We start from the raw sequence: 13374 nt of genomic DNA on the forward strand, positions 1-13374 counted from the left end.
CCCATTAAAAAACTCGTAAATCGTCTTAAGGAACGTTGCGGAGTTACACTCTAAGGGAAACTTCCTTAATCTAAGCTATTTGTTAGTATATCATTATCTAATTTCGAGAAAACCTGTCACTGTAAATTTTTCATGCTATTGTACTTTAGTTGTTTTTCTAATATAATTTATAAGATTTTATTATCAAATAAATTATACTACCGAGCTACTTACTTGAAAAAAGGGTAAGCACCTCCTCCTTGTAATGATTAGTACAAGGATTTTTTGTATATAAAAAAGGAGTAACCGCATGTTTAAATTAAAAGAACGGAATTCAAATATTAAGACGGAAGTACTTGCGGGGCTTACAACCTTTTTAACATTAGCTTATATTATAGTTGTAAACCCAATGATTCTTTCTGATGCTGGGGTCCCCTTTGACCAGGCCTTCACAGCAACCATCATCGCAATCATAGTAGGTACTCTTTGCATGGCTCTTTTAGCCAATTATCCAATTGTCATAGCACCTGCGATGGGATTGAATGCCTATTTTGCGTACTCAGTGCTAGGCACTCATAATATCTCATATACAGTTGCCTTTTCGGCAGTCTTTGTTACAGGGATTATCTTTATCTTTTTATCACTTACCTCTTTCCGTTCAAAATTGATTGAAGCCATCCCCAATAATTTGAAGCACGCAATCAGTGCTGGAATTGGACTTTTCATCACCTTTATTGGACTTCGCTTGTCAGGCGTTGTTACAAGTCATGAATCCAATCTAGTTACCCTTGGAAGTTTTAGAGACCCTAGTGTGGCACTTACGTTAATTGGTTTGGTAATAACGATTGTGTTACTTGTACGTAATGTGCAGGGAGCAATATTCATTGGAATGATCGTCACAGCCATTATCGCTTTCTTTACTGGACAGTTAAAAATTGATGGCTTTGTTTCGACACCGTCATTACCTGAGGGAATAATCGTCGCTAATCCAATCACATCTATTGCAGATGTCATTAACTACGGGCTATATGGAGTTGTCTTCTCAATCTTACTTGTCATGCTATTTGATACAACCGGGGCGTTACTTGGAATTGTACGTCAAGCTGGATTGTTGAAAAATGGGAAGCTTGAGAAATCTGGGAGTGCCTTCTTTGCAGACTCCATTGGTACAACTGTTGGTGCCATGTTCGGTACAAGCCCTACCGCTGCCTCAGTTGAGTCTTCTGCTGGCGTAGGTGCAGGCGGTAAAACAGGATTAACAGCTCTTGTGGTGGCTATTCTTTTCTTAATAACCGCCTTCTTTAGCCCCCTTATCGGAGCTGTCTCAAATGTAGCGGCAATCACGGCACCAAGCCTGATTATTGTAGGAAGTATGATGATTAAAAGCATTAACGAAATTGACTGGACGCATTTTGATGAATCTTTCCCAGCTTTTTTGGTCATTGTCGCAATGCCATTAACATCAAGTATCGCCAATGGGATAGCACTTGGATTCATCGCTTATCCTATTTTAAAAATGGCTAAAGGAAAGTCCCGAGAAGTGCACCCGTTAGTATACATGTTTGCAATTCTTTTCCTCTATCAATTAATTTTCCTAGCTTAATTCATTCAAGAGGGGCCCTGAGGTCCTTCTTTTTTTGAAATTCCCCGTTAATAAAAAAGAAGGATATCCAACATGTTGTCAGATACCCTTCTACATACTTATTGATTCATTTGATCAAGAAAATCACCAAGAAGATCATCAAGGTTTTCCTCTTCAGGTTCCGGTTCCTTCACTTGTTGTGTGGTTTCATCCAAACTCCAATCAAAGTCATCCAAATCTTTCTTAGATATTTCCTTCTGCACCACTTCAGTATCCTGTTCCTGTTCTTCGGGCCCATCCTGCAAATAAATCTCCTCATTAATTACATTACTGTTCAATGAGGCTAGCAAGGCAGTCGCGCGTAAAGGATCGGATAAAAGATGGTACATAATCGTTCCAAGCATAGCTTCTGAGTGGGAATGCTTGAGCCAGTCACGCTGAGATTTGCTAAGCTTGTTCGGCATGGGTAGAGCAATCATTTCCCGTTCCTGATGGGCCGATTGTCCGATTCCATCGAGAACATACTCGGCAATTTTACTGGAAAAATTCCTTCTTTCCGTTTCCTTCAATTTCTGCAGCTGCCTTAACGTATAATCTGATACATCTGAAGGGATACGAAAAGTGATGGCTTGTCCTCTTTTGATTTCAGAAGAAGCTGTTTTTTTCATTCTCTCACCTATTTAATAGCACCTGATCTTTGTTCTTTCTTCTTTTGGTGGGATTGCTGCTGTTCCTTTGAATTCCGGCGATTAAAATCCGAAATCAATTTATAATAGGCGTTGGCCATCATCCAAACGCTTTCCCGTTCATCTTCAAAAAAGTCTATATTGTAGCCATCAAAATTTTGATTGAGCGTTTTCAGGTAATCTTTCAAGACAATCGAACCTCCGCCAACAAAATAGCAGATTTCCGTTTGCGAGTTTTTCTGCCATACGTTACGTAGGTGACGGTATTGCTTTTTCGCAAGTTCTCCTAAAATCCGGTCGACGATATCATGGACGCTTGTCCGGCTTCCGCGAACCATAATATGGTTACGGTCGTTTTTCTTCGTGATGATTTCAACGACATCTCGTCTGCTATCCAACTCGACACCGTGTTTTTTCCTGATTTCTTCACGAATAGATTCAAGAGCCTCAGCTACTCCTAGATTGAATCCTTGCGCCTTATCATCGTCAACTTTACGGTTTTTAATGACCGCGATATCTGTCGATAGTCCGCCAATATCCTGAATGAGAATTCTTCTATCTATTAATTCACGGTTAATGATATTCAAATCATTGTCCATGACTAAATTAATGTATGCGGCGAAGCCCTCTGGATAGACTTTCACTTCATCAAATTTGATATTAACCTTAATACCTTGGTATTTAGGTGTAATTAAAAATTCTACTTGGTGAACGGATCCCAGTAGCTTCGAACGGTACCCTACATCTTTCCCTTCCTTAACTTCCCGAAGAGGTAGACCTGTTCCCAGCGTATAATTCGCTTCGACAACGTTATTTACTTTTTTGAACTTATCATTATTCCCTTGCTTGGCAGCATCCAATGCAAGAGCCGCAAAAAGCATTACTAATGTTTGGTCTTCCTCTGATTTACTGCTCCCCAAATCTAGTTCTGTTGGGTTATCACTTTTTGTCGCTAAATTTCCGACACGATAAATGGCATTATTGTCTTGCAAGGCTGGTGAATGGACTCTAATATGTAGCCCTTCCAATGGGTTTTTTTCATCGAGTTCTTCGATTCCTATGACCGGCCGATCTTCAATGTCTTTTGCAATGACATTTGGTATATATAGTTCAGACTCTAGCTTTCCAAAAATAGCTTTAATTGCATCATTTCCTACGTCTATTGCTGCGATTCTAGAACTCATCTAAAAACATCCCCTTTTTATAAAAAAATTTAGGTGGAGCACTCTATTAAGCATAGAAAAGGTTTCTATATTAGTCAATGCTTCATAAGTTGTAGCTTTATTTGCAGAATTGTATTCATTTGTGTACACATTAGGAACAAATATGTACACACGTTATATATAGCCATGTGTACTCATTTGTAAACATGTTTACTTTTTTTGTGTACAAACCACCTATTTTTGTTTACATGTATACAATATTGCAGACAAACAAAAAAAACTAGTTTTTAATACTCTTCTTCCTATAAAAGAAAGCGTAAAAAAGGGGAATTTAGAAATGGTAATAAACGGACAAATTACTAATGAAATGTATGGAAGTATTCAAATTACCCAAAAAAATACGAACTGTAGCCATATTGGCGCAGTACTTTATCCTTTCTTCGTTTTCTAAGCTAGAAACAGATATAACAACTGATGTCTTAATTGTTGGTAGCGGAATTACAGGTTTCATTTCTGCTTATCTATTAGCCAAGCAAGGTGTGAAAGTCACATTCATTGAGGCAGGTGAGATCCTTAATGGAACAACAGGCCACACAACCGCAAAAATCACGGTCCAGCACGGCTTGGTTTACGACCAATTTATTACTGATCATGGTGAGGAAAAGGCTAGACTATGAAGCCAACACTGAAGGAATGCTTATCAAAGGATTGATAGAAGAACATTCTATTGAATGTACAAGATGTTTAGTTTTACGCAAATACTAATGTTTGGTCTTCCTCTGATTTACTGCTCCCTAAATCTAGTTCTGTTGGGTTATCACTTTTTGTCGCTAACTTCCCCACACGATAAATGGCATTATTGTCTTGCAGGGCTGGTGAATGGACTCTACTATGTATCCCTTCCAATGTTTTTTGCAATGACATTTGGTATATATAGTTCAGACTCTAGCTTTCCAAAAATAGCTTTAATTGCATCATTTCCTACGTCTATTGCTGCGATTCTAGAACTCATCTAAAAACATCTTCTTTTTCATAAAAAATTTAGGTGGAGCACTCTATTAAGCATAGAAAAGGTGTTTCTATACTAGTCAATCCTTCATAAATTGTAGCCTTATTTGTCGAGTTGTATACATTTTTGTATACATCAGGAACAAATATGTACACACCATATATATAGCCATGTATACTCATTTGTAAACATGTTTACTTTTTTGTGTACAAACCATCTACTTTTGTTTACATGTATACAATATTGTAAACAAACAAAAAAAACTAACTTTTAATAGTCTTCTTCTTATAAAAATAAGCGTAAAAAAGGAGAATTTGGGCATGGTAATAAATGGGCAAACCACTAATGAAACGTATGGAGGTATTCAAATGACCGAAAAAAATACAGAACTTCCTCAATATCCGGAGCCATATTGGCGCAGTACTTTATCCTTTCCTTCGTTTTCTAAGCTAGAAACAGATATAACAACTGATGTCTTAATTGTTGGTGGAGGAATTACGGGTATCACTTCAGCTTATCTTTTAGCCAAGCAAGGTGTGAAAGTCACACTCATTGAGGCAAGCGAGATACTTAATGGAACAACTGGCCATACAACCGCAAAAATCACGGCCCAGCACGGCTTGATTTACGACCAGTTGATTACTGATCACGGTGAGGAGAAGGCCAGACTTTACTATGAAGCCAACACTGAAGGAATGGAGCTTATCAAAGGATTGATAGAAGAACATTCTATTGAATGCAATTTGAATGTACAAGATGCTTATGTATACGCAAATACCGATGAATATAAAAGTAAAATCCAAGAGGAACTAAAGGCCTATCAAAAACTTGGCATTCGAGGGGATTATGCAGAAAAGATCCCTTTCTCTATTCCATGTAAAGCTGCTGTGATTATGAAGGACCAAGCCCAGTTTCATCCATTAAAATATTTAACAGCTCTCATCCCCCCTATTCTGGAAGCTGGAGGGAACATCTATGAACGTACAACGGCTATGAAAATTGAAGACGGCAAGCCACCAACCGTTATAACTGAAACGGGGCATACAATCAAAAGCAACCATATAATTGTTGCCTCTCACTTCCCTTTTAATGATGAAATGGGATTATACTTTGCTCGTACTCATATAAAAAGATCCTATGTTCTTGGAATTAAGACCGAACAGGAATACCCCGGTGGTATGTATTTCAGCGCTGACAACCCTACCCGTTCCCTTCGTTATACAGAGGACAATGGGGAAAAACTTATACTTGTAGGCGGGGAAGGCCATAAAACCGGTCAGGGTATCTCGACAATTGAACATTATGAAGCCTTACAGGACTTTAGTTCCCAATATTTCAATGTAAAAGATATTCCTTATCGCTGGTCAGCACAAGATATTGTGACACCAGATAATCTGCCATTCGTCGGCCCAGTAACATCTAATCATCCAAATGTTCTCATTGCAACCGGCTATGCGAAATGGGGTATGACGAATGGATCAATTGCTGCAAAAATCTTAACTGATCATATTCTGCAAAAGGACAACCGATATGCAGATCTATATAATCCAGCCCGTATAAAAGGAATGAAAAATATAGTCGAAGACAACGCTGATGTAGCGAAGCATATGATTAAAAGTAAATTGGCAGTTATTCATAAAACGCCAGAAGACTTAGGTATCGATGAAGGAGCCATCGTCAAGGTAAATGGAGATAAAGCCGGGTGTTATCGTGATCATGAAGGCCAGCTTCATATTGTAGATTCCACATGCACTCATATGGGTTGTGAGGTGGCATGGAACAGCGGCGATCGTACCTGGGACTGTCCATGTCATGCTTCTCGTTACTCTATCACTGGTGAAGTATTAAATGGCCCTGCTGTCGAGCCGCTTAAAAAGATTCAATAGAGCTTTGCGTGATTGTTATCTAAAAGTCGACTAGGTCTGCTGTTTTCCTTATACTGAAGTTACTGCACTATCAATGGTTGCAAATAACTCTAAAAAGGACTGAATTAAACATGAACGGTCAAAATCGAAAAGATATTACTCCAGGTACCTCTGTGGACATCGTGCTTAAAGCAGATCAACGCAGCGGAAAGCTAACACGTGGAACTGTAAAAGATATTTTAACCAACTCCAGCAGCCACCCGCATGGAATTAAAGTAAGATTGACAGATGGCCAAGTTGGCAGGGTTCAAGTCATTCATAAATAATACGCACTCGGTTTTAGGCCGAGTGTTTTTTTTATCTTTTTTTAGGCTAAAACAGGTTAAAAGTCCTTCCTACTTTCTAAAAATCTGTCGAAGGAATTAATAACAACCGGGATATTTCATATTTCAATCATGTTTCGCTTTCTTACTTCGTACAATAGGGTTGAGATTATCTCTTTAAAAAGGTTGGTGTCAAAATGAATCAAGAATTTATTGTTCCCGATCGGGATTATAAACATAGCAGGAATCATACATTGAAAGTCTCAGGATCAGAAACGCTTCAGGCTGCTCCTGACCAAGCCGTAATTACCCTTGGAGTCATAACCGAAGATAAGGACCCACAGGTAGCTCAGCAGGCCAATTCTCAAGCAATAGCGAAAGTCATTGCATCTCTTAGATCCATTGGCATTCCAGAGGAGCAATTAAAAACGAGTGATTACAGAATTGATCCGCAATATGATTATATCGAAGGAAAAGAATTGTTTAAAAACTATAAAGTCCAACACATTATCCAGGCCAAAACAACTGATATCGAAAAAATAGGCAGCATAATCGACACAGCAGTCAGAAGTGGTGCCAATTCCATTACCAGTATTCGCTTTTCTTTATCCAATCCAGAAGCTTACTATAACCAGGCACTTTCGCTCGCTTTAAAAAACGCATACGAAAAGGCCCTTTCCATGGCTCGAACGCTAGGAGTCTCCTTAAATCCAGTCCCCAATCATGTTGAGGAACTATCAGAACCTTCACCACCCACCCTTTTCCAAACGAGTTCCTATACAAAAATGGCCTCTACCCCTATTCAGCCTGGAGAATTAAACATCACTGCCGCAGTAAGGGTAGAATATACGTATTAATGCAAAAACCCCCATTCGACAAATTTATATGCCAAATGGGGGATTCCTTTTTAAAAGACTACTGTTTTATTTTCATGAACAAGTACACGGTCTTCCAAATGCCATTTAACAGCACGGGCAAGCACCCTGCGTTCAGCTGAACGACCGACTTTCTTCATATCTTCTGCAGAATCACGGTGATCGACACGTTCAATATCCTGCTCGATAATTGGACCCTCATCCAAATCGTTTGTTACATAATGGGAAGTTGCCCCAATCAGCTTAACACCTCGATTATAAGCTCTTTCATAAGGCCGAGCCCCGATGAATGCAGGTAAAAACGAATGGTGGATATTGATGATTTTATTCGGATGTGCAGCCACAAAATCAGGCGTCAATATCTGCATATATCTAGCTAATACAATTAGATCGACATTAAATTCTTCCAGAAGTTTAAGCTGCTGTGCTTCCACTTCCTTACGTATATCCTTATTTGCAGGAATATAATAAAAAGGAATGTTCATGGATTCGACAATTTGCCTCGTATCTTCATGATTACTAATGACAAGAGCAATATCAGCCAATAGATCCCCGCTTTGCCACTCCCATAGCAATTCCAGAAGGCAATGTGGCTCCTTAGAAACGAAGATTGCCGTCCTCTTTAAATCACTCACATAGTTAAATGTCCATTGCATCGAGAATGCTGTCGAAACTTCCTGGAATGCCAATTGCATATCCGTTGCCTTATCCTTCAATCCTGGACAATCGAATTCGATCCTGGTGAAAAAGGTACCGCCCTCAGGATTCATCGAATACTGACTCAATTCAACAATATTTGCATCATACTCTTTAAGAAAGGCTGTAACTGTTGCAACAATTCCTGGCTGGTCCGGACATTTTATAATTAAACGGCCTCTATCTTGATTCTTTTCGCGAAACTCCTGTAACTGTTCTTGCACAAAGTTGCTCACCATTTTCCCAACTGCCCTTCTTCTATTTTGCTATATTATACTTCAATTCATAGGCAAAATTAAAGTCAGTCAATAATTGCCGGGATTTTGTTTGCAAACAACCTCCTCCGTTTTATCTAATCTCCATTCATTCAGTAGATACCAGGTTTCATCTACTTTCTCCTTCAAATAGAATCTAAATCATCATCCTGAATTGTTTCAAATTCAATTACCTAGATACGCATTGTCATTATTTAAAGAAATTACCGGAAATTTGGAAGGAAATGAAGGTAAAGGTCGAGAACCTATATGTAATGCATAGTAAAGGGGATTCTTGAATGAATAAACGGCAATGATTCTTGCCACCTTTTTTATTTCAGTTTTATTTTCCCTAGTTAATGAGGTTATTCACTACCTCATAAGGGTATAGACCATTCTATTAGTTTTTTTCAAAGGGGGAAATGAAATAATCATGAAATTATCAGTTAAATTCATTCTAGTATTACTGATTATTCTTGGTCTTCTGTCCGGCTGTGCTGAAAAAGATCAGCTAGAGGATGGTAGTAAGCTGATCAATAAGGACCAGTTTGTATTCGCTGCCTCAGGTGAATTCAAGCCATTTAGTTACGTTAATGATGACATGACCGTAACAGGATTTGATATTGAAGTCGGGGAAGCAATCGCGAAAGAACTTGGTCTAGAACCGGTCCCAAAGCGGATTAAATTTAAGGGAATAGTCGAGGGTGTCAAAACCGGTCGGGCAGATGCCGCGGTTGCCAGTCATACAATTAATGAACAACGAAGTAAACATGTTGCTTTTTCCACCCCGTATTACTACTCAGGTCCACAAATTTTCGTCCGATCCGATAGTGATATTAAAACAGTCGAAGATTTAAAGGGAAAGGAAGTTGCCGCTTCTAAAGGCTCCACATACGCAACCACAGCAGAAAAGTATACAACCAATGTAAAAACCTACGACAGTGATATCACCGCTCTTAAAGCATTAAGCGGAGGTCGTCATGATGCCGTTATTACCGACTTTGTAACCGGTAAAGAAGCGACCAAAGAAGGATTCGACATCAAAGGTCGTCAATTGATAGAACGCAGTGAGCAGGCCATAGTTCTACCGAATGATAACCCCCAGCTGCTGATACGCATTAATGAAGCACTTGAAAACCTCCGAGAAGATGGAACACTTGCAGCAATTAGCAAAAAGTACTTTGGGGAAGATATCACTACTAAACCTGAATAAAGATTGATAGAAAGGGAGTTTTTACATTGCCAAGCTTTTCTCATTTTTTTGATACATTATTTAGCTCATCGGATGTGTTTATCCGAGCCATGCTCCTCACATTGGAGCTTACGGTGGTTTCCATATTAGTAGGAATTATCATCGGGTTACTCTTCGCACTTTTAAAAATTTCTAATATAAAAATTCTTGCATGGATTTCAGATACATACGTATTCCTGGTACGAGGAACACCGCTTATCGTACAGATATTTATTCTCTATTTTGGTATCAGCAATCTCTTCCTACTACCAGACTTCTGGGCAGCGTCACTTGCCCTAGCCTTTCATAACGGAGCATATATCTCTGAAATTTTACGCGGTACAATTCAATCCATTGACAAAGGCCAAATGGAAGCTGGACGTTCCCTTGGCATGAGCAATGCACTCGCATTAAGAAGAATCATCCTACCACAAGCCTTCCGACGCGCATTGCCGCCACTAGGCAACCAATTCATCATCGGACTGAAGGATTCATCACTAGCCGCCTTCATATCCATGAATGAGTTGTTTAACGTAGCCACTACGTTAGGTTCAAATAATTTTGATGAAATGACATATTTATTGATTGTAGCGGTCTACTATTTAATTCTTGTGGCATTCCTGACCATTATCGTCAATACATTTGAAAAGAAACTGTCCATTAGTGATCGATAGGGGGAATTGAAATGGAACAAAAAGAAATGATTCGCATTAGGAATTTAAATAAATCTTATGGAAACCTTCACGTGCTAAAAGATATTGATATGAAGGTATTAGATAGTGACGTTGTCTGTCTGATTGGGCCTAGCGGTTCCGGAAAAAGCACCCTGCTCCGTTGCTTGAACTACTTGGAGAAGAAAGACAGCGGACAAATCCTTATCGAAGGAACTGAAGTCGAGCCGGGTACCCACGATATTAATAAAATTCGTGAGAAAGTTGGAATGGTTTTTCAGCATTTCTATCTCTTCCCGCACATGACCGTACTCGAAAATGTTATTGAAGCACCGACTCACGTCAAAAAAATCCCTAAGGCCCAAGCTATCGAGGAAGCAAAAGCGCTACTAGCTAAAGTTGGGTTATCAGATAAAGCAGATGTCTATCCAAGCAAGCTCTCCGGTGGCCAAAAACAGCGGGTTGCGATCGCTCGAGCTCTCGCCATGAAGCCCGATATCCTACTCTTTGATGAGCCCACCTCTGCTCTCGATCCTGAACTTGTCGGTGAGGTACTAGCTACGATGAAGGAACTTGCCTTAGAGGGGATGACAATGGTAGTCGTTACCCATGAAATGAGCTTTGCCCGTGAAGTTGGGGATTGGATTGTCTTCATGCATAATGGACGGGTTGTAGAAAGTGGCCCACCAAAAGAATTTTTCTCCAATCCAAAAGAAGAGCGAACGAAGGAATTTTTACAAACAACGGTATTTAAACTATAATCCTTTATTAAGCAATGCAGGCTTGATTCCTGTATTGCTTATTTTTTATAAAAGTGATTCGATAAAACCCATCAATAGGTTTCGTTTTTTGTTTATTAAATACTAGTTAGATAGTTTCCTCACATAAATGATTAAAGTTTCAGGGATATTTCCGACCTGATTGTGTAAACTAAATACTAGATGAATTGTTTAAGAACGTATTCTAAAACCCTGATTCCGGCTCGAACATGGAAAAATATCTGTATTTATGGTATATATACAGGTAAAATTAAAAGAAGTATATAAATGAAAGAGGTCGAATTCAGTTGGAAAATAACTCTTCGAATTTTATTAAAAATATTATAAAAGATGATCTAGAGTCCGGAAAACATGATCATATTATCACCCGCTTCCCTCCTGAGCCAAACGGATATTTACATATTGGGCACGCCAAATCAATTATTTTGAATTTTGGAGTGGCTGATGAATTTAATGGTAAAACCAACCTTCGATTTGATGATACCAATCCATTGAAAGAAGATATTGAGTATGTCAATTCTATCAAGGAAGATGTGAAATGGCTCGGTTACGATTGGGATAACCTTTTTTTCGCGTCCGATTATTTTGACGAAATGTACAAAAGAGCTGTACTGCTCATCAATAAAGGACTGGCATACGTCGATGACCTGAATGCCGACCAAATCCGCGAATATCGTGGAACGTTAACAGAGCCGGGAAAAGATAGTCCGTACCGCAATAGAACAGTCGAGGAAAACCTTGAGTTATTTGAAAAGATGCGTAGCCGCGAATTCGAGAACGGTACAAAAGTACTGCGAGCAAAAATCGATATGAGCTCACCTAACATTAATCTGCGCGATCCCGTTATTTACCGAATCTCCCATACAGAACACCATAATACCGGCGACAAATGGTGCATCTACCCAATGTACGCCTTTGCCCACCCTATTGAAGATGCAATTGAAGGAGTCACACACTCCATTTGTACGCTTGAGTTTGAAGATCAACGCCCGCTTTATGATTGGATTGTTGAAAACTGCGAAATGGAAAGTAAGCCACAGCAATACGAATTTGGCCGTCTAAACCTGACAAATACCGTAATGAGCAAGCGGAAACTGAAGCAACTTGTCGATGAAGCCTTTGTGGACGGCTGGGACGACCCACGTATGCCTACCGTATCCGGATTGCGAAGACGCGGTTATACACCCGAAGCTATTCGTGCATTCTGCCTTGAAATAGGCGTTGCGAAAACTAGCGGTGTCGTAGACTCTCAAATGCTCGATCATTTCGTTCGAGAAGATCTAAAACTGAAGGCGCCACGGACCATGGCTATTCTAAAGCCTCTTAAAGTAGTTATCACCAACTATCCAGAAAATGAAGTTGAATGGCTGGATGCTGAGGTCAACCCAGAAGTTCCGGAGATGGGTACGCGACAAATTCCATTCTCACGTGAAATATATATCGAACAGGACGATTTCATGGAAAATCCCCCGAAAAAGTATTTCCGTCTTTTCCCGGGCAATGAAGTCCGTTTAAAACATGCTTATTTCATTAAATGTGAAGAAGTGATAAAAGACGAAGCCGGAAACGTCATTGAACTTCGCTGCACTTACGATATTGAAACAAAAAGCGGATCTGGTTTCACTGGTCGTAAAGTGAAAGGGACACTGCACTGGGTCGAGGCTACACAAGCTGTTTCAGCAGAATTCCGTAACTACCAACCTTTAATTTTGGATAAGGAAAGTGAAGAAGAAGAAGAAAAATCATTCTTGGAGCGGGTAAACCCTGAATCCATAGAAATTTTACAAGGGTTTGTTGAGCCCAACATGAAAAATGTTAAGCCTCAGGATAAATTCCAATTCTTCAGACATGGCTATTACAATGTTGATTCAAAACTCACTTCAGCCGATCACTTGGTATTCAACCAAATTGTTGGATTGAAGAGTTCATTCAAGTTATAAAATCACTAAAAAGAACCAGATCCCTTATTGGGATCTGGTTCTTTTTATCAATTGATAGATTTGATGAGCAACCATCGTATCTAAAAGGGTCACACCCGATAAGTCGATAAATAAGTGAGAAACATTTCTATTAATACATTTGCCTGGAGTAGTATTCAAAATCCCCTTTGCCCGAAAGGTATCAATTTCCCCGATTAATGGCAATACCGCAATAGCATCAACAATAGGAATAACTGGAGCACCTAATTCATTAATCAGTTCCTTTTGCGCTAGTAAACGTTCTTTTGTCAAAAGATAATACTGCTCAGTGAACTCATGGTT

Annotated in this window: 13 protein-coding genes and 1 pseudogene; 9 read left to right on the forward strand and 5 right to left on the reverse strand. The window is 39.3% G+C overall.

The genetic code is table 11. The features are described from left to right. The first annotated feature begins 289 nt into the window (after positions 1-289). A complete protein-coding gene (locus NST21_RS27515) occupies positions 290-1582 on the forward strand; it encodes an NCS2 family permease (protein WP_340892369.1) in 1293 nt (430 codons plus the stop codon). Positions 1583-1680: 98 nt separating this feature from the next. Here the strand turns inward: NST21_RS27515 and NST21_RS27520 are convergent, their stop codons facing one another. Together NST21_RS27520 and NST21_RS27525 are read right to left on the reverse strand one after the other, a co-directional pair. Then, positions 1681-2229: a hypothetical protein gene (locus NST21_RS27520; RefSeq protein WP_340892370.1), complete on the reverse strand. Its 549-nt coding sequence runs from the start codon at positions 2227-2229 to the stop codon at positions 1681-1683. 8 nt (positions 2230-2237) lie between these two features. Continuing rightward, on the reverse strand, positions 2238-3431 hold the full coding sequence (locus tag NST21_RS27525; protein ID WP_340892372.1) for a ParM/StbA family protein: 1194 nt from the start codon (positions 3429-3431) through the stop codon (positions 2238-2240). 341 nt (positions 3432-3772) lie between these two features. Between NST21_RS27525 and NST21_RS27530 the strand changes: the two genes are divergently transcribed. Continuing rightward, the gene (locus tag NST21_RS27530) at positions 3773-4087 is read left to right on the forward strand and encodes an FAD-binding oxidoreductase (RefSeq protein WP_340892373.1); all 315 of its coding nucleotides are present in this window, start codon (positions 3773-3775) and stop codon (positions 4085-4087) included. 82 nt (positions 4088-4169) lie between these two features. On the opposite strand, the pseudogene NST21_RS27535 reads toward NST21_RS27530, so the two are convergent. Next, positions 4170-4422 (reverse strand): annotated as a pseudogene (locus NST21_RS27535) (ParM/StbA family protein); the annotation flags it as partial. A gap of 365 nt (positions 4423-4787) precedes the next feature. Between NST21_RS27535 and NST21_RS27540 the strand changes: the two are divergent. The 3 genes from NST21_RS27540 to NST21_RS27550 all read left to right on the forward strand — a co-directional run bounded on the left by NST21_RS27540 (position 4788) and on the right by NST21_RS27550 (position 7464). Beyond that, complete coding sequence (locus tag NST21_RS27540) at positions 4788-6305, forward strand: FAD-dependent oxidoreductase (RefSeq protein WP_377375644.1); 1518 nt, start codon at positions 4788-4790, stop codon at positions 6303-6305. 110 nt (positions 6306-6415) lie between these two features. Next, positions 6416-6610 (forward strand): YwbE family protein, encoded by a 195-nt coding sequence (locus tag NST21_RS27545; RefSeq protein ID WP_053348380.1) that lies wholly within the window; start codon positions 6416-6418, stop codon positions 6608-6610. A gap of 194 nt (positions 6611-6804) precedes the next feature. Then, positions 6805-7464 (forward strand): SIMPL domain-containing protein, encoded by a 660-nt coding sequence (locus tag NST21_RS27550; protein WP_340892375.1) that lies wholly within the window; start codon positions 6805-6807, stop codon positions 7462-7464. Positions 7465-7514: 50 nt separating this feature from the next. On the opposite strand, the gene purU is transcribed toward NST21_RS27550, so the two are convergent. Next, on the reverse strand, positions 7515-8414 hold the full coding sequence (gene purU, locus NST21_RS27555) for a formyltetrahydrofolate deformylase (RefSeq protein ID WP_340892683.1): 900 nt from the start codon (positions 8412-8414) through the stop codon (positions 7515-7517). Between the two features lie 451 nt (positions 8415-8865). Here purU and NST21_RS27560 point away from each other — a divergent pair, with 451 nt between their 5' ends. The 4 genes from NST21_RS27560 (at position 8866) to NST21_RS27575 (ending at position 13053) form a co-directional block, all read left to right on the forward strand. Then, positions 8866-9645, forward strand: a complete 780-nt coding sequence (locus NST21_RS27560; protein WP_056522121.1) for a transporter substrate-binding domain-containing protein — start codon at positions 8866-8868, stop codon at positions 9643-9645. A gap of 26 nt (positions 9646-9671) precedes the next feature. Beyond that, positions 9672-10337, forward strand: a complete 666-nt coding sequence (locus NST21_RS27565) for an amino acid ABC transporter permease (protein WP_053348376.1) — start codon at positions 9672-9674, stop codon at positions 10335-10337. A gap of 11 nt (positions 10338-10348) precedes the next feature. Continuing rightward, positions 10349-11095: an amino acid ABC transporter ATP-binding protein gene (locus NST21_RS27570; protein ID WP_340892376.1), complete on the forward strand. Its 747-nt coding sequence runs from the start codon at positions 10349-10351 to the stop codon at positions 11093-11095. 305 nt (positions 11096-11400) lie between these two features. Further along, complete coding sequence (locus NST21_RS27575) at positions 11401-13053, forward strand: glutamine--tRNA ligase/YqeY domain fusion protein (RefSeq protein WP_340892377.1); 1653 nt, start codon at positions 11401-11403, stop codon at positions 13051-13053. A 24-nt stretch (positions 13054-13077) separates the two neighbouring features. Here the strand turns inward: NST21_RS27575 and NST21_RS27580 are convergent, their stop codons facing one another. Continuing rightward, complete coding sequence (locus tag NST21_RS27580) at positions 13078-13344, reverse strand: STAS domain-containing protein (RefSeq protein WP_340892378.1); 267 nt, start codon at positions 13342-13344, stop codon at positions 13078-13080. Positions 13345-13374: the final 30 nt, after the last annotated feature.

It is taken from the genome of Peribacillus sp. FSL K6-1552, assembly GCF_038005205.1.
Classification (GTDB): Bacteria; Bacillota; Bacilli; order Bacillales; family DSM-1321; genus Peribacillus; species Peribacillus butanolivorans.